This is a genomic window from Microbulbifer elongatus (assembly GCF_020524885.1).
GTDB classification, from domain to species: Bacteria; Pseudomonadota; Gammaproteobacteria; order Pseudomonadales; family Cellvibrionaceae; genus Microbulbifer; species Microbulbifer elongatus_A.
The window spans coordinates 24,465-49,497 of the sequence record NZ_JAIVKJ010000003.1; the positions used below are offsets into that span (position 1 = coordinate 24,465).

General features: G+C 57.3%; 20 protein-coding genes. 9 read left to right on the top strand and 11 right to left on the bottom strand.

Annotation, left to right across the window (positions count from 1 at the left end):
* The first annotated feature begins 79 nt into the window (after window positions 1–79).
* From LC059_RS12210 to LC059_RS12225, 4 genes are all read left to right on the top strand, one after another.
* Window positions 80–1,096 (top strand): amidoligase family protein, encoded by a 1,017-nt coding sequence (locus tag LC059_RS12210; RefSeq protein ID WP_226704146.1) that lies wholly within the window; start codon window positions 80–82, stop codon window positions 1,094–1,096.
* Complete coding sequence (locus tag LC059_RS12215; RefSeq protein ID WP_226704147.1) at window positions 1,069–1,737, top strand: gamma-glutamyl-gamma-aminobutyrate hydrolase family protein; 669 nt, start codon at window positions 1,069–1,071, stop codon at window positions 1,735–1,737. The genes LC059_RS12210 and LC059_RS12215 overlap by 28 nt, the downstream gene beginning before the upstream one ends.
* The gene (locus tag LC059_RS12220; protein WP_226704148.1) at window positions 1,734–2,165 is read left to right on the top strand and encodes a YqaA family protein; all 432 of its coding nucleotides are present in this window, start codon (window positions 1,734–1,736) and stop codon (window positions 2,163–2,165) included. Before LC059_RS12215 ends, LC059_RS12220 begins: the two co-directional genes overlap by 4 nt.
* 123 nt (window positions 2,166–2,288) lie before the next feature.
* Window positions 2,289–3,029: a carbonic anhydrase family protein gene (locus LC059_RS12225; RefSeq protein WP_226704149.1), complete on the top strand. Its 741-nt coding sequence runs from the start codon at window positions 2,289–2,291 to the stop codon at window positions 3,027–3,029.
* Window positions 3,030–3,137: 108 nt separating this feature from the next.
* Here the strand turns inward: LC059_RS12225 and LC059_RS12230 are convergent, their stop codons facing one another.
* Genes LC059_RS12230 through LC059_RS12245 form a run of 4 tightly spaced genes read right to left on the bottom strand, consistent with a single transcriptional unit; the run spans window position 3,138 to window position 7,523 of the window.
* On the bottom strand, window positions 3,138–5,399 hold the full coding sequence (locus LC059_RS12230; RefSeq protein WP_226704150.1) for a xanthine dehydrogenase family protein molybdopterin-binding subunit: 2,262 nt from the start codon (window positions 5,397–5,399) through the stop codon (window positions 3,138–3,140).
* On the bottom strand, window positions 5,396–5,890 hold the full coding sequence (locus LC059_RS12235) for a (2Fe-2S)-binding protein (RefSeq protein WP_226704151.1): 495 nt from the start codon (window positions 5,888–5,890) through the stop codon (window positions 5,396–5,398). Before LC059_RS12235 ends, LC059_RS12230 begins: the two co-directional genes overlap by 4 nt.
* The gene (locus LC059_RS12240) at window positions 5,881–6,492 is read right to left on the bottom strand and encodes an NTP transferase domain-containing protein (RefSeq protein ID WP_226704152.1); all 612 of its coding nucleotides are present in this window, start codon (window positions 6,490–6,492) and stop codon (window positions 5,881–5,883) included. The genes LC059_RS12235 and LC059_RS12240 overlap by 10 nt, the downstream gene beginning before the upstream one ends.
* On the bottom strand, window positions 6,486–7,523 hold the full coding sequence (locus tag LC059_RS12245) for an XdhC family protein (protein ID WP_226704153.1): 1,038 nt from the start codon (window positions 7,521–7,523) through the stop codon (window positions 6,486–6,488). Before LC059_RS12245 ends, LC059_RS12240 begins: the two co-directional genes overlap by 7 nt.
* A gap of 353 nt (window positions 7,524–7,876) precedes the next feature.
* On the opposite strand from LC059_RS12245, the gene LC059_RS12250 reads away from it, so the two are divergent.
* Window positions 7,877–8,200, top strand: coding sequence for a TfoX/Sxy family protein (locus tag LC059_RS12250; protein WP_226704154.1), 324 nt, complete (start codon window positions 7,877–7,879; stop codon window positions 8,198–8,200).
* Window positions 8,201–8,253: 53 nt separating this feature from the next.
* On the opposite strand, the gene LC059_RS12255 is transcribed toward LC059_RS12250, so the two are convergent.
* Window positions 8,254–9,387: a cation diffusion facilitator family transporter gene (locus LC059_RS12255; protein WP_226704155.1), complete on the bottom strand. Its 1,134-nt coding sequence runs from the start codon at window positions 9,385–9,387 to the stop codon at window positions 8,254–8,256.
* 235 nt (window positions 9,388–9,622) lie between these two features.
* On the opposite strand from LC059_RS12255, the gene LC059_RS12260 reads away from it, so the two are divergent.
* Genes LC059_RS12260 through LC059_RS12275 form a run of 4 tightly spaced genes read left to right on the top strand, consistent with a single transcriptional unit; the run spans window position 9,623 to window position 17,742 of the window.
* The gene (locus LC059_RS12260) at window positions 9,623–11,158 is read left to right on the top strand and encodes an arylsulfatase (protein WP_226704156.1); all 1,536 of its coding nucleotides are present in this window, start codon (window positions 9,623–9,625) and stop codon (window positions 11,156–11,158) included.
* A 39-nt stretch (window positions 11,159–11,197) separates the two neighbouring features.
* On the top strand, window positions 11,198–13,204 hold the full coding sequence (locus LC059_RS12265; RefSeq protein WP_226704157.1) for a DUF3604 domain-containing protein: 2,007 nt from the start codon (window positions 11,198–11,200) through the stop codon (window positions 13,202–13,204).
* Between the two features lie 56 nt (window positions 13,205–13,260).
* Window positions 13,261–15,249, top strand: coding sequence for a DUF3604 domain-containing protein (locus tag LC059_RS12270; RefSeq protein WP_226704158.1), 1,989 nt, complete (start codon window positions 13,261–13,263; stop codon window positions 15,247–15,249).
* Window positions 15,250–15,276: 27 nt separating this feature from the next.
* Window positions 15,277–17,742 (top strand): sulfatase-like hydrolase/transferase, encoded by a 2,466-nt coding sequence (locus LC059_RS12275; RefSeq protein WP_226704159.1) that lies wholly within the window; start codon window positions 15,277–15,279, stop codon window positions 17,740–17,742.
* A 79-nt stretch (window positions 17,743–17,821) separates the two neighbouring features.
* Here LC059_RS12275 and LC059_RS12280 read toward each other — a convergent pair whose 3' ends face one another.
* The 6 genes from LC059_RS12280 to LC059_RS12305 all read right to left on the bottom strand — a co-directional run bounded on the left by LC059_RS12280 (window position 17,822) and on the right by LC059_RS12305 (window position 25,032).
* Complete coding sequence (locus tag LC059_RS12280; RefSeq protein WP_226704160.1) at window positions 17,822–19,390, bottom strand: arylsulfatase; 1,569 nt, start codon at window positions 19,388–19,390, stop codon at window positions 17,822–17,824.
* Between the two features lie 63 nt (window positions 19,391–19,453).
* Complete coding sequence (locus tag LC059_RS12285; RefSeq protein WP_226704161.1) at window positions 19,454–20,440, bottom strand: HAD family hydrolase; 987 nt, start codon at window positions 20,438–20,440, stop codon at window positions 19,454–19,456.
* Between the two features lie 179 nt (window positions 20,441–20,619).
* Window positions 20,620–21,849 (bottom strand): BatD family protein, encoded by a 1,230-nt coding sequence (locus tag LC059_RS12290; protein WP_226704162.1) that lies wholly within the window; start codon window positions 21,847–21,849, stop codon window positions 20,620–20,622.
* On the bottom strand, window positions 21,846–23,462 hold the full coding sequence (locus LC059_RS12295) for a vWA domain-containing protein (protein ID WP_226704163.1): 1,617 nt from the start codon (window positions 23,460–23,462) through the stop codon (window positions 21,846–21,848). Before LC059_RS12295 ends, LC059_RS12290 begins: the two co-directional genes overlap by 4 nt.
* Window positions 23,459–24,466: a VWA domain-containing protein gene (locus LC059_RS12300; RefSeq protein WP_226704164.1), complete on the bottom strand. Its 1,008-nt coding sequence runs from the start codon at window positions 24,464–24,466 to the stop codon at window positions 23,459–23,461. Before LC059_RS12300 ends, LC059_RS12295 begins: the two co-directional genes overlap by 4 nt.
* Window positions 24,463–25,032 (bottom strand): DUF4381 domain-containing protein, encoded by a 570-nt coding sequence (locus LC059_RS12305; RefSeq protein ID WP_226704165.1) that lies wholly within the window; start codon window positions 25,030–25,032, stop codon window positions 24,463–24,465. Before LC059_RS12305 ends, LC059_RS12300 begins: the two co-directional genes overlap by 4 nt.
* Window position 25,033 lies beyond the last annotated feature (1 nt).

Here is a 25,033-nt window from a genome sequence, read left to right on the forward strand (position 1 = left end):
GACGTTGCTGGTGGTCAGGCTGAGGGCTATCTATGCGACAGTGCCCGATTACGCATGTTAGGGTAGGGGCACACGTCTAATGGCAACCACATTGTGGGGAGGGGCGGCGATGGATAGTCAGGAGCCCGCGTTCAAAATGCCCCCGGTGCAGGAAACCGCTTCCGGGGATCTGCGGCGAGTAGGGTTTGAACTGGAGTTTTCCGGTCTTACGCTGAAAACGGCTGGCGAAGCGGTGGCGACAGCCCTGGGTGGCGACTTACAGCAAGACTCGGCGGCAGAAATGTCTCTGCATCACGAGCACGGCTGCTTCAACATCGAAATTGACTGGGACTTTCTCAAGCGCCACGCATCCGAGGCCGGAACCCGAGAGGGCGGTGAGGGTTGGCTCGACCTGTTGAGCCAGGTGGCCGCTCTGGTGGTTCCTATCGAAGTGGTCTGCCCACCCCTGCCGCTTGATCGTCTGCCCATGTTGCAAGCACTGGTGCCAGCGCTGCGTGACGCTGGTGCCCGCGGCACGGAAGAATCACTAATTGCAGCTTACGGTGTACATATCAATGCCGAGATTCCGCGCCTGGACGCGGAGACCCTGTTTGCCTACCTGCGTGCTTTTGCATTGTTGCAGTGGTGGCTGGTAGACACGCACAAGGTCGATATTGCCCGGCGGGCAAGCCCCTACATCGACCTGTATCCGGAGGCTTATGTGCGCCTGCTGTGTGCGCAAAGGCAGCCGTCGATGGACGAAATTTTTTCTGATTATCTGCAGCACAATGCCACGCGCAATCGCGCCCTCGATCTACTGCCCTTGCTGGCGGAAATTGATGAACCGCGGGTGCGTCGCGCGGTCGATGATCCGCGCATCAAGTCGCGCCCGGCATTTCACTACCGTTTGCCCAACTGCCAGATAGAAAAGCGCGATTGGTCGCTGGCGTGTAGCTGGAACATCTGGTGCACCGTGGAAGCGCTCGCGGCCCGGCCAGAGCTGCAGGTACAGCTGAGCGAGGAGTTTTTATCGCGCAGCCAGCCAATACTGGGTGTAAATCGAAACAAGTGGACTAAGTTTATTGATCAATGGCTGAACGACCACGCATTGGTGTAACCGGAACGGCGCGACGCTGGTCGCCGGGCTGGTGGTGCACAGCCGCAGCGCTGTGGCTTGCGGGTGCCGTGCCGGAGAGGATCAGTGTGCGACACAAACCTTCGGGCAAGCCCCTGCACGGAATGGTGATCGGCGGGGGTGACGATATCGGTCCTGAGCACTATAACGGCGACCTGCGGGAAAAAGTGAAATCCGATCCAGAGCGTGACCGGTTGGAAATTCGCTGGATCAACCACGCCCTGGAACAGCGACTGCCATTGCTGGGGATTTGCCGCGGTGCCCAGTTAATCAATGTCGTGCTTGGTGGCAATCTGTACAGTGATATCCGCGACCTGCGGCATCGGACTTACAATCGTCCCGGGCTACTGCCCACCAAGCAAGTATTTCTGCGGCCTGATTCTGCACTGGCGCGCATCACCAGGCGGCGTAAAGTGCGGGTCAACAGCCTGCATCACCAGGCGATCAAGCGCCTGGGAAGAGACTTGCGGATAGTGGGGCGTGACCTCGATGAGTTCACCCAAGCCGTTGAAGGCGATAGGGGGCAGCCAATCATCGGAGTACAGTGGCACCCCGAGTACCTTTTCTATTTGCCTGCCCAATTCGCCCTGTTTCGCTGGTTAAGAAATCAGGGGGAGATGTGATCAGTTACTTGGTGCTGTTCGCGTCTGCTTTTCTCGCCGCAACCATCCTGCCGTTTTATTCCGAGGTGGTCCTGTTTGCTCTCCTGCGCGATGGTGGCAATCCGCAGATGTTGGTTGCCGTAGCCACTCTCGGAAATACCCTGGGTGCTGTGGTGAACTGGGTGCTGGGGCGCTATCTGCTGCACTTTCAGGATCGGCGCTGGTTTTACTTCTCCCACAAGCAGATTGCCAAAGCGCAGGCGTGGTTTCAGCGCTACGGCTTCTGGAGCCTGTTACTGGCGTGGATGCCGGTAGGTGGCGATGCGCTGACCCTGATCGCCGGCATTATGCGGGTACGCCTGTCGTTGTTTATCTTGCTGGTGGGAATTGGCAAGGGCCTGCGTTATATCTCCGTTGTTTTTCTGCAGCAATCCTCTGTGTTTGGCTGACGAGCGGTGCGTCGCCTGCGTGGTTTGTCTAGACTGATTCTCAGGTTTTTCCGATGAGCCAAGTGTCACCGGGTTCATCGCTGTAACCTGTAAACCCGTCACTTGGATCAGCTGGATAATTCCATGAGTAATAAATCCCATTCCTGTAGCAGTCGCCGACAGGCAATCAAAACCACGATCGCAGCCGGTGCCGCCGGTTTGGCGGCGAGCGCTGGGCTGCTGAGTTTTTCGGGTGTGAGTTTTGCCGCAGCCCTGACAAAGGAGCGGCGCGACGCCATGAGTCCCGATGATGTAATCGCAATGCTGCAGAAAGGCAATGAGCGCTTCCGCGCAGGTAAAATGGAGCAGCACGATTACCTGGCGCAAAAGCGCGCCAGCGCTACAGGTCAGTATCCTGCCGCAGCCATCCTCAGCTGTATTGATTCCCGCACACCCGCGGAGATTCTGATGGATATGGGGCTGGGCGAGACTTTCAACGCGCGTGTCGCAGGCAATATCTGCAATGACGATATTGTCGGTAGCCTGGAGTTCGCCTGTGCCGCGGCTGGCTCCAAAGTGATTCTGGTGATGGGGCATACCGCCTGTGGTGCTGTGAAAGGGGCTATCGATAATGTAAAGCTCGGCAAGCTCACGGGCTTGCTGGATGAGATTCAGCCAGCGGTAAAAGCAACCAAATACGACGGCGACCGCACCAGCAAGAATGCCGAGTTTGTGGATCTGGTCGCGGCGAATAACGTGCGCCGGTCAATTGAAGAAATTCGCGACGAGAGTGAAGTGCTGGCGAAGCTGGAAAAAGAGGGCAAGATCAAGATTGTTGGCGCCATGTATCATCTGAGCGACGGTCGCTTGGAAATACTCGGCTGACGATTGTAGCTCTGGGAATGCCTGGTACTGTCGTCCAGTGGTTTCCTTGTGAAAAGCCCGCCATTCTGGCGGGCTTTTTTGAGGATAGGAGTGGTCCGGCGCCAACGGTCAGGCGAGCGCCAGGTGCTTGTTGATCGGAAGGTCTCTGATCCGCTGGCCACTCGCCGCAAAGATCGCGTTGGCAATGCTGGGGGCTACCGGTGGTACTCCCGGCTCGCCAACTCCGGCGGGCGCTGCAGTTGACTCGACAATATCTACGGTGATGTTCGGACTCTGGTTCAAACGCAGCAGGGGGTAACTGTCAAAGTTACGGTTGCTGATGGCCCCATCCTGCATGGTGATTTCACCCATTAATGCGAGGCTCAGGGCGAAAATCATCGAGCCCTCCATTTGCGACGCAACCCGATCCGGATTCACTGCCAGCCCCACATCGGCACAGCAGTACATTTCCAGCACCTCAAGCTTGCTTCCTGCCACATGCACTTTGCTGGCAACCGCCACATAGGACAGGAAGCTGCGGTGCACCGCGATACCCCAGGCCTCTCCGCTATTACCAGTTTGCGCAGAGCGCGGGGCCAGCTGGGCTTTCTTTGCTGCGTGCTGCAGTACATTCTTGAGGCGCGCAGTGTCCAGAGGGAATTTCTCCAGTGGTTCGCCGTAATTACCGTATTTGTACTCACCTTCGCTGGGGTCGACCTGTCGATCGGGCCCAATCAACTGCATCAGGAAGGCGTCGGGTTTTTGCCCGGCTGCGTGGGCCAGTTCATCGGCGAAACTACATATACCAAATGCATTCTGGATGTTGCACACAGAGCGCAGCCACCCGATGCGGGTATGGTATTCCGCCGGTGCGGTTTCGGTACGGTAGTTGTCGATGGCGTAGGGCAGGTCGGTCAGACCCAGATCCAGCTCACCGGAGGAGGGATGTTCAACTCCGGCACTGAAGGTGCCGGAAATCGATGGAAAGGCGGTGCGCTGCAGCCAGCCGGTTACCTTGCCCTGCGCGTCCATGGCTGCCTCAAAGTGCGCGGCACTGATGGCGTGGTAAAAGTCGTGCCGGATATCGTCCTCCCGGCTCCACACCACTTTTACCGGCTTGCCCAGTTTTTTCGACAGCAGTGCGGCCTCGATCACGAAGTCCGGCTTGGACTTGCGCCCGAAGCCGCCGCCCAACAAGGTGACATTGACTCGCACCTGCTCCGGCTTGATCTTCAGCGCACTGGCCACATGCTGCTGGACCGACTGCGGGTCCTGCACGCAGCTCCACACTTCACAGACATCGTCGCTTACCACGGCCGTTGCACTAGGCGGCTCCATAGTGGCGTGAGCGAGATAGGGCACCGAGTAATTTGCCTTGTGTACCTTGGCTGCGTTTTTCAAAGTGGCATCCAGGTCGCCGCGACCGGTTACCTTTTTACCGGCTTTTTGCACGCGTTCGCGCAGGGTGGCGAGATAACTCTCACTGTTGTGTTGCTGGTGTGGTGAATCAGTCCATTCTATTTTGAGCTTGTCTCGTGCCTTGAGTGCACTCCAGGTGTTGCGGGCAATCACTGCCACCCCGGACAGGGGGTTGAAAACGGGCGGTTCGGTAGCAACCTCAAGGCGCTCGATCGCAATAACACCTTTCACCTTGCGGGCGTCGCTGTCATCGAGTTTTGCGATTTTGCTACCGAGTACTGGACTGCGCTCGATACTGGCAATCAGCATATCGTCCAGCTGGACATCCTGACCGTACCCGGCCTTGCCCATCACCATGTCCGGGGTGTCGTAGTTCTTGACCGGCTTGCCGATATAGTTGAACTGATCGCTGCTTTTGAGCTGCAACTTGTCCTCGTCCGGCACCGGCTGTTTAGCGGCGCGCTCGGCCAGCTCGCCAAAGCGTAGGCTGCGGCCACTGGGGATGTGCACAACAGTGTGGTTCTTTGCCTTACACTCGGACGCCGGTACCTGCCACTGCTGTGCGGCTGCAGACTCCAGCATGCTACGGGCACTGGCGCCCATGTTACGCATGGTGTCGTAAAACCTGCGGATACTGCGCGAGCCGTCAGTGTTCTGGCTACCGTAACGCTTGTCACCCAGCCCCTGGATCACCTTCACCTTGGACCAGTCGGCTTCCATCTCGTCGGCAACCACCTGGGGTAATCCCGTGCGAATGCCCTGACCCATTTCCGAGCGGTGGCAGACGATGGATACGGTATCGTCGGCATTGATACCCACAAACAGGTTGAGTTCGCGGTTTGCCGCACCGCTCTGTGCCCACAGTGGTTGCGTGTTTGGCAGGGCGGTGCCGAGTATCAGGCCACCGGCGGTGAGTCCGGTTAACCTGAGGAAGCGGCGACGGTCGACGTTCTCAATAGTTTCCCGGCTCATGATGCGGCTTCCTCTGCGGTGCGAGCGGCGTCGTAGAAGGCTGCACTCTGGCTGGCAGCGCTTTTAATCGCGATCTTGATACGTGGATAGGTTCCGCAGCGGCACAGGTTGCCGCTCATGGCGCCGTCAATTTCCGCATCGCTCGGGTTGGCGTTTCTTGACAACAGCGCGGCGGCGCTCATGATCTGGCCGCACTGGCAGTAGCCGCACTGGGGCACGCCGTGTTCTATCCAGGCTTGTTGCAGCGGGTGGTCGCCGTTCTCGGACAGTCCCTCAATGGTGGTGATCGATTTACCCACGGCCGCGCTTACCGGGGTAAGACAGGAGCGCACCGCCTGACCGTCTAGGTGAATGGTGCAGGCACCGCAAAGTCCCTTGCCACAGCCGAATTTTGTTCCGGTCATTTTCAGCTCGTCGCGCAGGGCCCACAGCAAAGGCATATCCTCGTCTACATCGAGCTGTTGGGGGGAGCCGTTAACGGTTATCTGCATAGCTGTTCTCCGTAAGCTTGCCAGTCTTGCTGGGTGTCGATGTCGATGGTTCCGCTGGGCAGCGGCACACAGTTAAGCGGGGTATTTGGGGTGCGCAGCAGCTCGCGGGCTCCACGGTCGCCCTTCAAGGTTTGCAGGTTGGGGAAAACCTGACGCGGGAAAATTGCGGGGACGCCGCGCTGTCCTCGATAGAGGCTGCAGGTTATGCGAGGGCGCTGGGTAAACGCGCTCAGCAAAGCTTGGATGTCTTCACCGGTGACTGCGGGCTGATCTGCCAGGAGGATCAGTGCGGCATCGCATTCCGCTGGCACTTGCCGGATGCCGAAGGCGAGGGAGCTGCCCATGCCGGCACGCCAGTTGGGGTTTTCCGCCAGGGCCAGGGTCGGGTGTCGCTGGCGCAGCTGTTTGTGCCAGGCTCCGCTGACAATAATCGGTGCTTGCAGGCCGATGTCGCGGAGGCTGTCTACACAGTGTTCGAGTAAGGTCTGGCCATGCAGGCTTTGCAGCAGCTTGCAGCCGCCAAAGCGACGTGAGGCGCCGGCGGCAAGGATAACGGGCTGGATCACTGAGCCCTTCATTGGGTGCGCGCGGTACGTCAGCATGCGACCGCTTCCCTAATAGGGTATGGGCTCGTCATACTTTTGCCATCGGCGCCGTGGAGCACTGCATGTAATTCCGCACAGGTGGCCAGCGCGATACTCTCGGGAAGTTCGCCACCGAGATTCAGGCCTATCGGGGCACGTAACGGGCTTGCCAGCGCAAGATTGAGTGTTTTCAGATCAATGCCGGCACGGGCCAGCACCCGGTCCCTGCGTGACACCGGGCCCAACAGGCCCAGGTATTTGAGCGGTTGCCCCGACAGTGCCCGCAATGCTGAAGCATCCAGCTCGAGGTTATGACTCATTACGATGGCTGCATCGACCTGTTGTAGCGGCAGTTGCGCTGCCAGTACGTCCGGATGGCATCGGTAGAGCTGACAATGGGGAAAGTAGGCCTGGCGCGCGTTGGCCGTGCGGGGATCGCACAGACTCACCTGCCAACCCTGGCTGCGACACAGCTGTGCCATGGGGCGGGCGTCCACACCGGCACCCACAATCAGAATATGCGGGGCTGGGCTCAGTGGGGTCTGCAGCCAGTTGCCGTCTGCGGTTTCCAGCAACGTGGCGCGAACGCGCGGCATGGCATGGTTGGCGTCGACGATGGCAGTCTGGGTTTCGCCGTTGTCGGTAATTTTCTGCAGGTAGCAGCACGGCCGCCTGGCCCGGAGCCTGCTGCGCAGTTCCACCAGTTGTAGGTGGTCATTTTCCGGCAATACCGGTTGCAGCAGGATGAAAACAGTGCCGCCGCAGCCGATGCCCAGTTGGAAGGCAAAATCGTCTTCGTCACTGCCGTCATAACACAGGGTTTTGGATTTGCGAGAAGTGAGCACCTGCTGTGCGTGACGTTGGATATCCGCCTCCAGGCAGCCGCCACTCAGCAGTCCGTAATATTTACCCAGGTCGTCAAACAGCATCATGGCGCCTGCTTTGCGGTAGCAGGGGCCGGAGGTTTGGTAAATGGTGCCGAGAACCCACTCGCGACTGTTGCGGTCGGTATGCCAGATGTCCAGCAGTGCCTGTATCTGATTGGCCATGGAACCCTTGTTAGCGTTGTTTTTTGTGCGGGTATAGGAGCATGCTAACCCAGCCCCCGGGTTTCTGCATCCTCGACCAGAAAAAGCCGGAATGTTTGCTACACTTAGAACAATAAATGCGGAAAAAATTCTAAAGGATGAATCTCGCGCATTTGCGGACTGGTTCTGGGATCAGCTCTCGATGTTGCTTTTTTTACTGGAGGGGAAATCAAAGTACCTGCACGTTTTGTCTGCTCGTCTTTCCCTGAAAAGTGTTTCCAGTCTGCCTGAACAAATCATAACGGCCTTTATCAGCAATACCTGATGAGAAGCTCGGTTAAGTTTTCGAGCATAGTCAAGCAAGGAGCAGGACAATGGCATATGACGAAAAGCTGGCAGAAAAGGTGCGCGAACTTCTGGCTCCCAGTGATGGACTTTCGGAAAAGCAGATGTTCGGTGGTCTGGCCTTTATGCTGAACGGCAACATGGCCTGCGGCGTAGTTGGCGAAGAGCTGATGGTACGCGTGGGGCCAGATAACTACGACGCCGCTCTGGGAGAACGCTATACCCGCCCGATGGACTATACCGGTCGACCACTGAAAGGCATGGTTTATGTCGAGGAAGACGCGATCGCCGATGACCTGGATGGATGGGTCAGCCGCGGCGCCGAGTTCGCCGGTTCGCTGCCTCCCAAGTAAAATTGGGAGTAAAACTGGGAGTAAAACCCGGATTTAATTGGCTTGATGGCCGGTCAGGTATCTTTCGGCAAATTGCCGGTTTCTATCGCATGGGGGTCGTCCAGCTGTGAGGGCTCGGCGATTCCCTCCACTTCAATTGTCAGGTGAAACACGCGCGGGCAACGTTGCTTGAGCTCTGCTTCCAACGAGTCAATCAACTGCTCCGTTGCCTCCAGGGTGGCCTGGATGGTCGCGCGGGTTTCCGCATATTCCACGACTGCCTCGGTACGGCGGTGTTCCGGTACCCGTTCCAGTAGCTCCAGTTCATGGGTGGCAATGCGCTCACGCATTTTGCGCATCAGCACCTCTTCCCGTACTTCAATCTCGGCAACCACCACGGTATGTGTATCGTCGACGATCGCGGAGCGCAAATCGTGGTAGCGCTCAATCTCGCGACGATTGTTAAGGATGTCCTGAAAAATCTGTTCCGCCTTGATATCGCGAATATTGGTGAGATAGCGCATGTTGATCATGCCGAGGAATATGGCCGTCAAACCCAGCATCAGGGCAATCAACACCGAAAAACCGATGTCCCAAGCAGGGTTTCCGGTGGATTGGGTCAGGCCAATACCGGTGGCAGCCAGGATGACCCCGGTCACCGCAATGGAATCCTCCAGCAACACCGCGATCAGGGTCGGGTCATCAGCGGAGACGAGGTATTTAAAAGGATTACGCTTTCCTTCGGCGCGCATGCGAGACAAGAACTCTTTGCCCGCCACCATCAACACATACCCTTCGAGCACAAAAGCAATCAGCAGTACTACGCCGGATATCCAGATCGGGGCTACGTCAAAGCCTAATATCGCTACCGCCTCCGGTCTTTCGATGTGGCCGAGGTTGTGCCAGGCATGCCAGGCGTGGGCTAGGCCAAGGCCGCAGCCAATGGAAAAGAGCCCGATGGCGCTCCACAGGTTCCACAGATACTTTTTCTGCCCGTGGCCAAACGCGTATTGCCGATCCGCCGGTTGCGCGCCACGCTGCAAGCCAATCAGCAGAAAGATCTGATTGAGGGTATCCATCAGGCTGTGTACCGCCTCGTTCATCATGGCGGCAGAATGGGTCACCATCGCGGCGATGCCTTTCAGCACCGTAATCATCGCGTTGACACAGATTGCATAGAGAACTGCTTTTTTGGAGCCCTGAGCCATGAGTCCCTCAACTATCGGAAACGAAAAAATTCCTGTGTGACACCGGTACCCGCATGTCTGTCCGCAAGCGGTAACTGCGGAAACACAAGATTAACTGTATCAGGTCACTTTTCCACGTTTGCTGAACCATTGTGGTGCCAATAAGACAGCGCCACAGGCCACCATAACTATACTTCTCGCGATTATCTCTGTGCCTGCCAGGCTGCCGCAGGTGCAAAATGCATAAGAGGTCTAAATGCAGACGCTACGCCAAATCGTCCCCGCCCTGATTTTGTTGTTCTCCACCGTCGCCGCTTATGGCGCCGAAAAGCCAAATATCCTCATCATATGGGGGGATGATATCGGCATGTGGAATGTCAGTGCCTATCACCGGGGAATGATGGGTGGCTCCACACCGAACATCGACCGAATTGCAAAAGATGGCATGATTTTCATGGACCATTACGCGCACGCGTCGTGTACCGCCGGCCGGGCTTCATTTATCACCGGCCAATACCCCATGCGTATCGGTCTCAGCACCGTGGGCCTGCCTGGTGCGGAGCAGGGGCTGAAAGAGGAAACGCCAACCCTGGCGGAAATGCTCAAGCCCCACGGCTACGTCACAGGCCAGTTTGGCAAGAACCACCTGGGTGATCGCGATGAGCACCTGCCTACTAATCACGGCTTTGATGAATTCTTCGGCATCCTCTATCACCTGAACGCGGGTGAGTATCCTGAGCAATACGATTACCCGCAAGATCCGGAAGTACAGAAGAAGTTCGGGTTGAAAATGCGTGGCGTTATTCATTCCAAGGCGCGCTCAGATGGCAAGCAGGACATCAAGGATATGGGTGCCTGGGGCCAGGAACGCCAGCGCAACCTGGATCAGGAGGTGCTGGAACAATCCAAGCGCTTTATCACCGAGGCGGTTAAATCCGGCAAGCCATTCTTTGTATGGCACAACACCACCCGTATGCACTACCGCACGAACCTGAGTAAGGAGTACAAGGGCAAAAGTGGCTATGGCATCTATGCCGACGGCATGATGGAACTGGACGACGATGTGGGCGAGCTGCTGCATCTGCTGGATCAGCTTGGTGTGGCGGACAACACGCTGGTTATGTTTTCCACCGATAACGGCGCAGCGTCCAACTCCTGGCCTGATGGCGGCAACCAGCCGTTCCATGGCGAAAAAGGTGTCGGTGGTTGGGAAGGCGGTTTCCGCGTGCCCATGCTGGTGAAATGGGAAGGAAAAATTCCCGCAGGCACCTCTACGGGCGAGTTCATGACGATGGAAGACTGGGTGCCCACAATTATGTCCATCGTCGGGGAGAACGACATCAAAGACAAATTGCTGTCGGGCGCCAAAATTGGCGACAAGCGCTTCAAGGTGCATCTCGACGGTTACGATCAGACCGACATATTGCTGAATCAGGGAAAAACCAAGCGCAAGGAATTCTACTACTTCACCGAAACGACGTTTCACGGAATGCGCTACGGGGACTGGAAGTTTCTGTTTATTGATCAGGAAGAGTGGTTCCGAGCCAGCCAGATCCCGCTGACCACCCCCTATATCATCAATCTCAAGCTGGATCCGTTTGAGCGCTTTATCGATGCCCGCGGCTATGACGAATGGGCGGAGAACCGCAGCTGGACCCTGGGCCCGGCTGGCGCGCAGATTCAGAAGTTTGTGCAAACATTCAAGGAATTTCCTCCGGTACAGGAGAGTTTTTCTGCGCAGGTTAGTGAGGTCAGTACATTAATCAATTCACTGGCGCATCAGCAGCGCTAGAAATTCATTATCAAAATTTGGTTGCCAAGGAAGGTATTTATGAAAACACAGGGATTGGCTGTATCGATTCTGGCGGCGGCTATTGCACTGTCTGCCTGTGGTGGAGACAACGATCGAGAGAAGCAAAGCGCAAGCAATGTCACGGGTGAACAAGGTGAGACGCTCGTTGAAGAGGAACTCGGTACAGCGGAAGGTCCCGTCTCCGATGCCACCGGCAAGACGCCCATGCCCGAATCTTCACAGCCCTCCGCGTCCTCACAATCCGTGCAGTCTTCCAGTGGCTCCAATCCAACCCAGGCCTATTTTGGCGATACCCATGTACACACCGGTTGGTCTGCGGATGCGGGCATGGATGGCGCAATCCTCACGCCGGAAGATGCTTATCGGTTTGCCTTGGGGGAGGAGGTTAAGTCCAACAGCGGTATGAACGCCAAGCTGGCTCGCCCCTACGATTGGTTCATGATCACCGACCACTCCGATGGCATGGGCGTGATCAACGAGTTGATTGCGGGCAATCCGGAAATGATGTCTGACCCCGTGCTGAAGCGCTGGAACGAAGCGCTCAATTCTGGAGATGAAGAAAAAGCGGCAGCCGCAAAAAGTGAACTGATCGTGATGCAATCCGAAGGCAAGTTGCCCAAAGCGGTGATGGATCCCAAGTGGATGAAATCCGCCTGGGAAAAAACCGTGGATGCGGCGGAGAAGTATTACAAGCCGGGTGAGTTCACCACCTTTATCGCCTACGAATGGACAGTCAATGCGGACGGAGGCGATAACCTGCACCGCAATGTGATCTTCCGCGACGATTCCACAAATACTCGTAGCCTGCTGCCACTGACGACCTTCGAAACCCAGGACCCGGAAAAACTCTGGGCCTGGATGAAGGCCTACGAAGATAAAACCGGCGGAAAAGTGCTCGCGATTCCGCACAACGGCAATATGTCCAACGGCCGCATGTTCGAGGAAAAGCGCTTTGACGGATCGCCCATGACGAAAGAGTGGGCGGAGATGCGCGCCCGCTACGAGCCGCTGTATGAGGTGACCCAGATCAAGGGGCAGAGTGAATCCCATCCCAGCCTGTCGCCGGAAGATGAGTATGCCGACTGGGACCTGTGGGACCGAGGTAACCTGATTTTGAAACCCAAACCTCCAGGCTCTTTCCAGTATGAGTACTGGCGCCCGGCGCTCAAGGCCGGAATGCGCCTGGAGGATGAACTCGGTACCAACCCCTTCCAGTACGGCGCCAATGGCGCGACTGATACCCACACCGGATTGTCCACGCCGGACGACGATAACTTCTATGGCAAGTTCAAAACCCTGGAGCCCAGTAACACAAAGCGTTGGGACTTTCCGCTGCTAACCGGTCCATCGGACAGCTACATGGGCTGGGAAATGGCATCTGCTGGCACCATGGGCGTCTGGGCTACGGAAAACACCCGTGAAGCCATCTGGGACGCCATGATGCGCAAAGAGACTTTTGCCACCACGGGTCCGCGTATGACGGTGCGTTTTTTTGGTGGGTTCGATTTCTCCGAAGCCGATGCAGAGGGTGACCTGGCCCAGGTAGGTTATGAAAAAGGCGTGCCAATGGGCGGCAAGCTGCAAGGTGATAAGGGCGGAAAGCCAATCAGGTTTCTGGTTGCCGCAATGAAAGATCCGGAAGGCGCAAACCTGGATCGTATACAGATCGTCAAGGGCTGGGTGGATGGAAGCGGAAAAACCCACGAGAAGATCTACAACATCAAGTGGTCCGGGGATCGCAAGCTGGACGCCCAGGGACATATCCAGAAAGTGGGTGATACCGTGGACCTGAAGACCGCAGAGTACACCAACGATATTGGTGACTCTCAGCTTGTTGGTTACTTCGAGGACAAGGAGTTCAACCCGAAACACAAAGCGTTTTACTACGTGCGTGTTCTACAGATTCCAACGCCCCGCTGGACCCTTTACGACAAGGTGAGAAACAAGATTGAGATGGATAAGAAGGTGCCGATGGTGCAGCAGGAGCGCGCTTTCTCCAGCCCCATCTGGTATTCCCCGAGATGAAACAAAGCGCTCATGTAAACCGAATTACGAAGATCGCGAAGATCAGGGGGATCAAAATGCGAAACTTTACAGGTGTTGTACTGGCAGTTCTGCTACTGGCTGGCTGTGGCGGTAAACCGGAGTCAGATATTACTGCAAACGACAGTGTCACCGCGGACTCCGCAGCGGCAGCGGATGAAGCCGCGCCGGTAACAGCGGACAAGTCGGGTGAGGAAGTAAGAGGTAGAACGGGTAGTGCGAGTAACAAGAGCGGCGAGGTGCCCAGCAACCCGCTACGCGATGCCTACTTTGGCGAACTGCATATCCACACATCTTATTCGCTGGATGCCTATATCTTCGGCAATGTGCTGAATGATCCATTCTCGGCTTATCGCTTTGCGAAGGGCGAAACAGTGAAGTTACCTACTGGCCAGGAAAAGAAAATCATCGAGCCACTCGACTTCGTTGCGATTACCGATCACGCCGAAGTCCTGGGTGAGTACGAGATGTGTAATAACCCGAAGATGCAGGGTTACGATAACGAGGTCTGCGTCCAGATCCGCGCCAATGATATGAAGGTGTACCAGGCGCTGTTTGCTGGCGTACAGAAAAACCCCTCAGAGCGCCTTGCTGAATTGTGTGGTGAAGACGGCAAAGTGTGCAGGGATGCAGTAGCCGGACCATGGCAGCGCATCCAGCAGGCAGCGGAAGAAAACTACGAGCCCGGCAAGTTTACCTCGCTGGTTGCTTTTGAATACTCGAATGTCGCTCCCGAGGGTGCCGGTGGCATGATGCATCGCAATGTGATATTTCGAACTGACAAGGTACCGGAGACGGTATTCTCCGCCTTTGAAGGCAGCGCCGAAGATCTGCTGCGCTGGCTCGATGATAACTGCACCGGTGATTGCCAGGTACTAACCATCCCCCACAACCCCAACTTTTACTGGGGCCGCTTGTACTGGGGCAAGAACAGTGATGGCAGCGAGTGGAACCAGGGTATGGTCGAACTGCGCGAACGCATGGATCGCCTCGTGGAAGTCATGCAGGTGAAGGGCAACTCCGAGTGCGTGACCGGCGTCATGACCTCCGATGAGGCGTGTAACTTTGAGGTGGTGTTTCCGAAGTGTGAAGGGGATAACACTGTTGGTTGTGCCAATGAGTTCGGTGTTGTGCGCAATGGCCTGAAATTCGGCCTTCGCCACCAGGCCGATCTGGGGGTCAACCCGTTCAAGCAGGGCATTATTGCCTCCACCGACAACCACAATGCCACCCCGAGTGATACCGTGGAAAGTGAGTTCTTGGGGCACTACGCGAATAACGACGCCTCACCGAAAGTGCGCCTGGGGCTCGAACTCAATCCCACCGCGGCCGCCATGGGCATGAGCGGGGAAGATGACCCGACCAAATTGTACAACCCCGGTGGTATCGCTGGTGTCTGGGCTGAGAGCAATACCCGAGAAGGTATCTGGGACGCGCTACACCGTAAAGAAACCTTTGGCACCAGCGGTACCCGTACCAAGATCCGTCTGTTTGCCGGATTCGATTTCCCGGCCGATATGCACAGCAAGGACAACTGGGTAGCGATGGGCTACGAGTCCGGCGTGCCCCAAGGCGGTGATCTCAGCAAGGCAGCGGACGGCAAAGCGCCGACATTGATGGTGTGGGCACAGCGCGACCCAAACAGTGCACCCCTGGCACGCCTGCAGATCATCAAGGGCTGGCGTACTGCCGACGACAAGCTGGAAGAAATGACTTACGACGTAGCCTGTTCCGATGGCGCCACCCCCGATCCCAAAACCCACCAGTGTCCGGATAACGGAGCCACAGTAAATCTGGAAGACTGTTCCATCAGTTCCGACAAGGGTGACGCCCAGCTTGCCGCTACCTGGACCGACCCAGACTTCGACCCCGCCGAACACGCCTTTTACTACGCCCGCGTACTGGAAAACCCGGTATGCCGCTGGAGCATGTACGACGCGAAAAAGGCCGGTGTTGAACATCCCAAGGACTTGCCCAAAACCATACGCGAGCGCGCTTGGTCGTCACCCATCTGGTATACGCCCTAACTTGGTAAAGGGAAGAGTAGAGAAGTGGTGACAAGATTTACTGGTGCAGCGCTATCGGCATTGATTCTATCCCTGACGTTAAGCGGCTGTTCCCGTGATGCCGCGCCCCCGCCGGACGCAAACAGCGCTTCCGCTGCGGATAAGCAGACAGACCTCGCGGCGTCAGTGAATGAGTCTGACCGTAGCGGGCCGGCAACCGCCGCACAGACGCAGGGTAACAATAGTGACAACTGGCCCGACCGGGAGCATCTGCCAAACGACCTGTCGCCCTTCGAAGGCAGTATCGGCACGACCTACGAGGAGTCGGAGTCTGCCTGGCAGAAAGTACCAGCGGCACCGGAAGGTGCACCGAACGTAATTGTGATCCTGCTGGATGACGTGGGCTTTGGGCAGACGTCCACTTTCGGTGGCCTGATCCCGACCCCGAATCTGGATAAACTGGCGAACGAAGGACTGCGCTATAACCGCTTCCACACCACCGCTATCTGCGGCCCATCGCGCGCGGCACTGTTGACCGGGCGCAACCATCACCAGTCGGGCAGTGGCTTCCTGATGGAATGGGCAACGGGCTTTCCCAGCTACTCCTCCTATATCCCGAAAAGCACCGCGACCATTGCCGAAATATTAAAAGGCAATGGCTACAGCACCTGGTGGTACGGCAAGAACCACAATACGCCGGACTGGGAAGCTACAGTATCCGGCCCCTTCGACCGCTGGCCGACGGGCCTGGGCTTTGATTACTTCTACGGATTTAACGCCGGGGAAACCCACCAGTACTATCCGGTGCTGTTTGAGAACACGGTGCCGGTCGAGCCGGACAAGTCGCCGGAAGAGGGCTACCACTTCATGAGGGACATGACCGACCGCGCCATCGCCCGTATGAAGTTTGCCAAGTCTGTTGCCCCGGACAAACCGTTCTTTATGTATTTCGCCCCCGGGGCCATGCATGCGCCCCATCACGTCACCGCCGAGTGGCGTGAGAAGTTCAAGGGCAAGTTCGATATGGGCTGGGACAAATATCGCGAAGAGGTATTCAAGCGTCAGAAGGAAATGGGCATAGTGCCGGCCGACACCAAGCTGACGGAGCGACCGGAATGGGTGCCCGCGTGGGACAGCCTGAGTGATGATCAGAAAAAAGCCTACAACGCGCTGTTTGAGAACTTTGCCGGTTACTTTGCCTTTACCGACCACGAAGTAGGGCGGCTTATTGACGCGGTGGATGAGTTGCCCGATGCCGACAATACGCTGGTGATTTACATCGTTGGCGACAATGGCGCATCCGCGGAAGGCGGGCCCGATGGCACCATGAATGAAATTAAAAACCTGAACGGCTTGCCAACAACACTGGATGAGATCCTGGAAAATCTCGACAAGCTGGGTGGGCCGGAATCGGAGCCCCATTACCCGGTCGGTTGGGCCTGGGCTGGCAACACGCCGTTCCAGTGGGTCAAGCAGGTTGCCTCGCACCTGGGTGGTACCCGCAACCCGATGGTGATCCGCTGGCCCGCCAAGATAAAACACGATGACCAGCCCCGGGATGCATTCCTGCATCTGGTGGATGTTGTGCCGACTATTCTGGAAGCCGCCAATGTGCCCATGCCGGAAACGGTCAATGGTATCGAGCAGAAGCCGTTGGTGGGCAAGTCGTTCCTCGCCAGCTTCAGTGACCCGCAGTTTAGCGGGCGTCCAGAGCAATACTTTGAGGTATTCAGTAACCGTTCCATGTATGCCGATGGATGGAAGGCGAATGCGCAGCATACATTGCCATGGAGGCAGGATCTGGCGCCGGGCAATTGGGAAAAAGACGAGTGGGAGCTGTATAACCTCGAAGAGGATTTCTCTGAGGCCAATAACCTCGCAACGGAAAACCCCGACAAACTTGCAGAACTGAAGAAGAAGTTCGATCAGGCTGCAAAGGACAACGAGGTGTACCCAATGGATGACCGCGGCGCGGGCCGCTTGGGTATGCCCAAGCCGCCGGTGCCGGGGGCTATTCCCGATTCCACAATTTACACCTACTACCCGGGCGCTGTGCGTATCCCCGAAGTGGCCGGCCCTTCCATGAAGAATGCGTCCTGGACACTGACCGCCGATGTGAAAGCCGAGGGTGCCAAGACCGAAGGGGTGATCCTGGCGGTGGGCGGTGTGGCCGCCGGACTGGTGTTGTATTTGGATAAAGGGGTGCCGGTATTCGATTACAACTTCTTTGAAAAGCACACCACCTTGAAAGGCAACAAAGCCGTCACCGGTGATGCGAACATTGAAGTGGACTTCGATTACCAGGGTGATAAGCCCGGCGGCGCGGCAAAGCTGACCCTCAAGGTCAACGGCGAAACCGTGGCCACCGGAGAAGTACCCGAAACCGTCGCCGGACGTTTTGGTATCGATACCTTCGGTATCGGAGAAGACACCGGACAGCCAGTGACCCATGAATACGAGCCGCCAAATGCGTTTACCGGGGAGATAGAGAAAGTGGTCGTGGAAATGAAGTAAGTCACTGCCACGATGTTCACGGTTTACCAACAAAAAGGCCCGCACGGTTGTGCGGGCTTTTTTTGGTGGGAGGACCCAATCAGTTACTGTGCGCGGCACCGGATCTCAGCTGCTCCTCAATTTTTTTGAGGTTAAACGAGCCGGGTGATTGGCTGGGTGGATATTCCTCCATGGTTTTCAGGAACTTCGCGGCCATTTGCTGTAGCGGTACCAGCACGAAGGCGCGCTCAAGTAACCAGTCGTAGTAGCTGTTGGCGTTGTGCTGGGCGCGTTCGAAAGGATCGCGGCGCAGGTTGAAGATCAGCGGCACCCGCAATTCGGTAAAGGGCTCCATCCACACGCCAAAGGCCTTGCCGCGGTTTTCCAGGAAGACCGCTTTCCACGCATCGTAGCGCATGGCGACGATCTGACCATCATCATTCACGTAAATGAACTCTCGACGGGGGGATTCTTCCGTTGTTCCGGTCAGGTAGTCGAGCATATTGTAGCCATCGATATAGTTTTTGTAGCTGCGGCCGATCAGCTTGGTGCCCTTGAGTAACTGGTCCTTGATATTGGGGTTACCACCGGCGGCGGCAAAGGTAGGCAGCCAGTCTTCGTGTGAGACGATCCCGTTGAGCACTTTTCCTGCAGGGAATTTTCCCGGCCAGCGTACAAACGCGGGTACCCGGTAAGCACCTTCCCAGTTGGAGTTTTTCTCACTGCGGAAAATGGTGGTGCCGGCATCGGGCCAGGTGTTGAAGTGAGGACCGTTGTCTGTTGAATAGAATACGATGGTGTTGTCGGTAATTTTCAGCTGGTCCAGCAGATCCAGTAGCTGGCCTACATGCTGGTCGTGTTCCACCATTCCATCCTGATATTCATTGCCCGTTGGGCCGGAAAGCCCCTTGTGCTCTTCCTTCACATGCGTGCGGAAGTGCATACGGGTGGCATTCCACCAGACAAAGAATGGCTTGCCCGCATTTACCTGCTGCTTGATAAAGTCCATGGCAGCGGCGAGGGTTTCCTCGTCTATGGTTTCCATGCGTTTCTTGGTCAGCGGGCCGGTATCTTCGATCTTGCCGTCGGCAGTGGCTTTAACTACGCCGCGAGGGCCAAATTTTTTGCGGAATTCGGGATCTTTCGGGTAGTCACGATTTTCCGGTTCCTCTTCCGCATTCAGGTGATAGAGGTTACCGAAGAATACATCGAAGCCGTGGTTGGTCGGCAAATGCTCGTCGCGGTCACCGAAGTGGTTTTTACCAAACTGACCGGTGGCATAACCGAGGCTTTTCATCACCGCAGCGATGGTCACGTCGGTTTTCTGCCAACCTTCTTTCGCCCCCGGTAGCCCCACTTTTGTCATACCCGTGCGTACCGGGACATTACCGCCCATAAAGGCGGCGCGACCGGCAGTGCAGGATTGCTGCCCGTAGTAGTCGGTGAAACCGAGGCCCTCTTTGGCAATGCGATCAATATTGGGAGTCTTGTAACCCATCATGCCTCTGCTGTTGGCACTGATATTCCATACACCGATGTCATCGCCCCAGATCACCAGGATATTGGGTTTTTCCTGAGCCTGGGTCGAGCCATGGAATACGGTAAGTAGTGCCGCGGCCGTGAGTGAGATCGGCACTTTGAGTAAACGGCGCAGGGAAAGTCGTTTCATAGGATCCTCCAGGACTGACCGTGACGGGAGTTATACAGTGGGGTTACTAGAGCGGGCTGTGGATTAGGGTTTGTCAAAGGGGTAAACCACCTTCCAGTCTTTCTGCATGTCGATAACCACCCAGCCTTTCTTGCTGGCGTCATCAAGACCTTTGTTCAATTGGCCGATATGGGAGTCGCGGTCGTAGGCCCACTCCCGTTTGCCATCCGTATGGTGCAATATCAGGCCAAAGCGCGGGCCCTCGCCGGCGGTGGTCCACTCCAGCATTTGATAATCACCATCGGAATTACCCGAGGCAAAGATCGGTCGCTGGCCGATGTACTGGTGAATGCCTACCGGCTTGCCCTCCTTGTCATCCACCAAGTTGATTTCCGGTAGCTTGATAATGACCGGTTTGCCATTTTTAACTTCGTATTTTGCCTTGAGGCTGGAGCCCACTACCTGATCCGGGGGAATCCCGTAGGTTTGCTCGGCGAAAACCCGCATAAAGTCCACACCGCCGCCGGAGACGATAAACGTCTTGAACCCGTTAGCGCGCAGGTAACCCAGCAATTCCAGCATCGGCTGATAGATCATTTCATTGTAGGGACGGTTGGTTTTCGGGTGGCGGGCGGTTTTCAGCCAGTCAGCCACATTGGCTTGGAATTCTTCCGCGGTCATATTGGTGTGGGTGGCGGCGAGAATTTTCATCAGGCCCTCTTTGCCACTGGCCATCACTTTGGCGGTGTCGCCCCTCAGGATCGAGGCGAAAGGTTCTTGGGTTTTCCACTCGGGGTGCTCAGGAGCCATCTTCTTCACTTGATCCAGCGCATAGATCAATTGGAAATAAACAGGCTGCTCCGACCACAAATTGCCGTCGTTGTCGAAGGTAGCTATGCGCTGGTTTTCCGGTACGAAATCCGGTGAACCGCTTTTCGTGACATTTTCCACGAAGCCTACGATGGCCTCTTTGGTCGGCCCGTCATTCCAGGAGGGCAGTGGATCCGCGGCTGCGGCCGTTGTGGCCACAACCAATCCACAAATGAGAATCAGCAGAAGTCGCTGAGTCATTGCAAACTGCATAGTTACATCTCGCAGTAACGGTCGCCGCTAATAGCAGGCAGGTAAATCTACATCTCTAATCACCTTAGACGGATTTTCTCGATGTTGCCGGTGGCGTAGAAAATTTTGTGAAGTGTGACCGTCGAATCGAATGAACGCCGAGCTTCAGGGCAGAGGTACGCACAGAGTCAGGGGTTAAGCGGTGGCAATGGGGGTTGCTGGGCACGGGCGGCCTTGGGCCGCAATGCCTCGATGGCCTTGGTCAACTGGCGCCAGACGGCGGCGCTGGAAACACTGGCCGGAGTGTCGCCATATTGCATGGCGCCCAGGGCCAGTAGTGCCGGCTGAAGGCTCTGTGCCGCCGATGGCACACGGCGTTTGTATTCCCTGGTTGCCTGTAACAGGGCGGCGTAGTTGCGGGTATTACAGGCGGTGTACATACGTTGCCAGGCGGCGAGCCCGCTGGCTTCTGCGCGCAGGGCACGCTTGTTCTGGAACTCGTGAATCCGCGGCAGGCCCCAACGCCAGATCAGCCACAGGAAAACGGCGGCGGCGGCGAGTATGAGAAGTTTTTCCCATAGGCTAGTGCCTGCGAGTGCGCCGGGGCCGCGCGCATGTACTTTTATTTCATCGACGCTGGTGGTTTTGATATTGTCATCGTCCAGGTCATACCAGCGCAGGGTGATCGCCGGCAGGGTACCGCGCGCACGACCTTCCGCCACATAGGTCATACGCTCGCTGCGGGTGCCGGTAGTCGCATCGGTGCGCGGATCGGTCTTGTCGGCTGCCTTGTGCGCATCGGCGTAGGCGGCGAGCCCCTCCGGACTGCGGGTGTCGAGCAGCTGCGGAATAAACATCACCGTGGTGCCTTCGATGATGGCGGTGACGGTGCGGGAAAAGGCGTCGCCAGGGCGGAGATCTTCCGGGTCACCTTCGATTTTCTGGGTGAGCGTCAGATCCCTGGCGGCGATAAACGGAGTCAGCCCCTCGGCACCTTTGGGCGTTGTAACCCTAATCGGAGGCGGGGCAAGTCTGAGTGCGGTTTGCAGCTCGCCGGTGCCGTCAGGATCGCTATAGGTCACCTTGATCTCGCCGGCGGGGAGTTGGTAGTTGCCCGGCGCCAGCGGGACGATAAGGTATTCCCGGGTGACGCCGGCCCAGGTCTGCCCATCGATGACCCGGCTGACGGCGAGAGAGGAACGCCCGGGAAGAGTCACCGAGAGGTTGGGTTGGTCGAACTCCGGGAAGTCCGCTGGTTGGGTCATCCAGGTAGGCACCAGGATGGTGACGAACAGGGAGATGGACTGGCCGGGAACGGCTTTTACTTCCGACAGTTTGGATTCGATGATTGGCTTGTCTGCCGCCAGGGTGGCGGCGCTAAGCATCCACGTGGTGAGGAGTACCGTCCATCGCTTCATGGATTGTTGTCCCCGGTGCTGTCTTCCTCGGTTTCGTTTTTCTCATTCGGGGCATTGGCGGCTTCGGCGGCAAAGCGCTGTTTCAGGTATTCACCGGTGCTGGTGTCGAGGGTGGACATCCACTGGTCGGCACTGACCGGGTTGTCCTTTTTTGTCTTCATTTGTTCCTGAGGCTCCTGCTCCTGGTCGAAGTCGGACTCCTCTCCCTCGTCATCGGATGCTTCTAGTTCTTCCTCCTCCTCACCGCGAGAATCTTCCATGTACGCGATAATTTTCTTCGTCAGCGCCAGGTTTTCTTTTGCTCCCGGATATTCCGGGTCCAACTGCAACACCTGCTGAAACGCCGCGACAGCGCCCTCGTACTGGCCGGTTTTTGCCATTGCCATACCGCGGGTAAACAGGGCTTCCGGTGTAGTTAGGCCGGCAAGTGCATTGGCGGCGTCTTCAAATTGCCCGGCTTCGTACAACGCATAGCCCTTGCGGTACGGGTCCTGAAAACTTTCCGCAGCGCGGCGGTAGTCATGGCGGTAGCTGAACCACTGCCCCTGCTGGTCCGGGGTCAGCAGCCGTCCCATTAGCCCGCCACCTGTTTTCGTTTCGCTTTCCGCGCTGACCTGAGCATTGGCATGGTTCGGGAAATTGCTTAGCAATACGAAAACCGCTATAGCGCTCGTGCTGGATGCGATGGCTCTTGAAGACATGGCCCAGCCGCGGCGGAACCACAGCAGTGCCAGCAGCGCCGCGGGCCATGCCAGCCACCAGCCGCGATCTTCCCACTGCAGGTTTTCATCCGAGGCCAGTGCCTGTTGGAAGGCACTATTGAAATAGCGGTTGAGCGCACGCAGGTCGCTCTTGTCCGCTGTCACGCGTTCTACGGTTGAGTCGCTGACCAGGGAAACGGCACCACCATTGTCGTTGCCCGGAGCTACCAGCAGAAAACCCAGGCTGTTTTTTTCCGTGCGCTTTGCCATGGCACTGGCATCACTGTCGCTCAGGCTGTCCAGCACAAACAGGATGCCTCCGGGTGTCTCGTCCCTGGCCAGTATCTGCTCCGCCAGCTTCAGCGCGGCTGTGGCGTTTTCTCCCGGTACTGGCATCACGTCGGGACTGAGACCTTCGAGGTAGGGTCGCAGCAGTTCCTGGTCTTCCGTCAGTGGCACTACGCGATGGGCACTGCCGGCATAGGCGACGAGGGCGGTGGGTGCGCCGTCGCGGGTTTCCAGCAGGTCTAGCACTTTCTGTTTGGCCCGTGCCAGCCGCTCTGGCGGTACGTCTTTTTCCGTCATGCTGTCGCTGACTTTCAGTACAACGACCAGCGGTGTGGTTTTTGCCATGAGCGGGTCGGGCAGACGCGTCCAGCTGGGGCCCGCGGCGCCGAGGGCCAGTAACGTGAGTAGCAAGGCGATCAGGTCCACCGGTTTGAACTTGTGCCGGCTCCGCTCGCCAACTGCAAGCGCTTTGGCCAGGTGTGGTGCAATCTGGCCACTGGTCTCGGCGTCGCTACGCTGGTCTCGGCGGAAGAACCACCAGAGTGGAAATATTGGTACAAGGAACAGCAGCAAGGCCGGGCGCAGGAAGTGAAACACCGAGAAGGCTTCGAGCAGACTACTCATGAGGTGGCCCTGCGAGCGGTTGCTTTTGCGAAAGCGCCGCTGCCAAGCAAGCGGCTGGCCAGGGCCAATAGCCCCAGCAACATCGCAAGCCCCATCGGCCAGTAGGCCAGGGAGTGATGGGGACGGTAGGTTTCACTGTCGACCATTTTTGGTGCCAGTTTATCGATCTGGTCGTACACCGCGGCCAGGGCTTTTTCATCGTTGGCAAAATAGAATTCACCGCCGGTGCGCTTGGCGATCTCGGTAAGGGTCTCAATGTCGACACGGTTTTCTTTGTCTTCACTGTTCGGGTCACCCACACCGATGGTGAGAATTTTTACCTTGTTCTGTGCGGCAATGGCGGCGGCATTGGCCGGGCTCATGGTACTGGCGGTGTCGCTGCCGTCGCTTAACAGAATCAGCAGGCGCTGTTCCACTTCGCTGCTTTCAAACTGGCGGATAGCGAGGCCGATGGCGTCACCCAAAGCCGTATGGGGACCGGCCATGCCAACCTCGGTCTGCTGCAGCAGTTCCAGCAGAGTACCCAGGTCGGTGGTGAGCGGTGCCTGCACGAAGGCCTTGGTGCCGAACACGATCAGTGCCACCCGCTCGCCCTCGCGGCCTTCCAGAAATGGCTGGAGCACCCGCTTGACACCGTCGAGGCGTTCCATCTTCGCACCATCGCCGGCGATAAAGTCCAGCTGCTCCATGGAACCGGAAATATCCACCGCGACGATCAGGTCCCGCGCCGGTTTCTGCAGCGTTACCGCATCGCCTTCGTATTCCGGCCGCGCCAGGGCGGTGACGATCAGAGCCCAGATCACGCAACCCAGTAGCCACTGCCACCAGTTGCGGTCTAGCACCATAGCGCCGGAACCCGCCTTGATGCCGATGGCGTCTACCAATTGCTGAAAGAAGGGCACCCTCAGGGCGCGTACTCGCTCGCGGTGCGCCGGGGCGAATTTCCATACCAGCAATGGCAGAGGTAGCAGCAGAAAAGCCCAGGGCGCGGCGAAGTCGATCACGATGTGGCCCCCGCGGGTTTAGCAGACAAGTGGAACCAGCCGGCCTTTGGCTGCACGACTTTGTGCTGGCGAATCCAGTCTTGCGCGGCCTGGATCAGCGCATCCGATTTATGGCTGGTGGTTTTGCGGTAGGGGCTCTGGAGTAGCTCGTGCCCGACCTCACCCTCGAATGCATTGCCCGGGTAGTGCTGGTTGAGAAATTCGAGCCAGTGCTCGCCGGTAAGCGCGGCAACTTCTTCGCGTGGGTAGGCGGCGAGCGCCGTGCGGCGGAGTATTGCGGCGATCTGTGCGGCATCGCCTTCGCCCTGTCGCAGCTCGGCGAGGGCCGCGCGGCGATAGGCGTTGGCGCGGTAGATGTGTATTTGCCGCCAGATAAAGAGCAGCAGTATGAGTAAGAACAGCGCGCAGAGCCCCTTCGCCAGTGGCGTTGCTGGCCACATGGGAATTGCCGGTGGCTCCGGCGGTGGCACTAGCTGCGCGATCATATCCGGCAGCGTTTCCTCACCTGCTGCAGGATTGGTGTTTGCAGGGCTTGTTGTTTGTGGGATGGACGTGGCTTCCTGCATT

What these genes read in the sequence shown, in the direction of transcription:
- LC059_RS12225 (WP_226704149.1), top strand. Translation starts at nt 2,289, where the DNA reads ATGAGTAATAAATCCCATTCCTGTAGCAGTCGCCGACAGGCAATCAAA.
- LC059_RS12260 (WP_226704156.1), top strand. Translation starts at nt 9,623, where the DNA reads ATGCAGACGCTACGCCAAATCGTCCCCGCCCTGATTTTGTTGTTCTCC.
- LC059_RS12270 (WP_226704158.1), top strand. Translation starts at nt 13,261, where the DNA reads ATGCGAAACTTTACAGGTGTTGTACTGGCAGTTCTGCTACTGGCTGGC.
- LC059_RS12280 (WP_226704160.1), bottom strand. Translation starts at nt 19,390, where the DNA reads ATGAAACGACTTTCCCTGCGCCGTTTACTCAAAGTGCCGATCTCACTC.
- LC059_RS12295 (WP_226704163.1), bottom strand. Translation starts at nt 23,462, where the DNA reads ATGAGTAGTCTGCTCGAAGCCTTCTCGGTGTTTCACTTCCTGCGCCCG.
- LC059_RS12290 (WP_226704162.1), bottom strand. Translation starts at nt 21,849, where the DNA reads ATGAAGCGATGGACGGTACTCCTCACCACGTGGATGCTTAGCGCCGCC.
- LC059_RS12215 (WP_226704147.1), top strand. Translation starts at nt 1,069, where the DNA reads ATGGCTGAACGACCACGCATTGGTGTAACCGGAACGGCGCGACGCTGG.
- LC059_RS12265 (WP_226704157.1), top strand. Translation starts at nt 11,198, where the DNA reads ATGAAAACACAGGGATTGGCTGTATCGATTCTGGCGGCGGCTATTGCA.
- LC059_RS12255 (WP_226704155.1), bottom strand. Translation starts at nt 9,387, where the DNA reads ATGGCTCAGGGCTCCAAAAAAGCAGTTCTCTATGCAATCTGTGTCAAC.
- LC059_RS12285 (WP_226704161.1), bottom strand. Translation starts at nt 20,440, where the DNA reads ATGACTCAGCGACTTCTGCTGATTCTCATTTGTGGATTGGTTGTGGCC.
- LC059_RS12210 (WP_226704146.1), top strand. Translation starts at nt 80, where the DNA reads ATGGCAACCACATTGTGGGGAGGGGCGGCGATGGATAGTCAGGAGCCC.
- LC059_RS12240 (WP_226704152.1), bottom strand. Translation starts at nt 6,492, where the DNA reads ATGCTGACGTACCGCGCGCACCCAATGAAGGGCTCAGTGATCCAGCCC.
- LC059_RS12245 (WP_226704153.1), bottom strand. Translation starts at nt 7,523, where the DNA reads ATGGCCAATCAGATACAGGCACTGCTGGACATCTGGCATACCGACCGC.
- LC059_RS12235 (WP_226704151.1), bottom strand. Translation starts at nt 5,890, where the DNA reads ATGCAGATAACCGTTAACGGCTCCCCCCAACAGCTCGATGTAGACGAG.
- LC059_RS12230 (WP_226704150.1), bottom strand. Translation starts at nt 5,399, where the DNA reads ATGAGCCGGGAAACTATTGAGAACGTCGACCGTCGCCGCTTCCTCAGG.
- LC059_RS12250 (WP_226704154.1), top strand. Translation starts at nt 7,877, where the DNA reads ATGGCATATGACGAAAAGCTGGCAGAAAAGGTGCGCGAACTTCTGGCT.
- LC059_RS12305 (WP_226704165.1), bottom strand. Translation starts at nt 25,032, where the DNA reads ATGCAGGAAGCCACGTCCATCCCACAAACAACAAGCCCTGCAAACACC.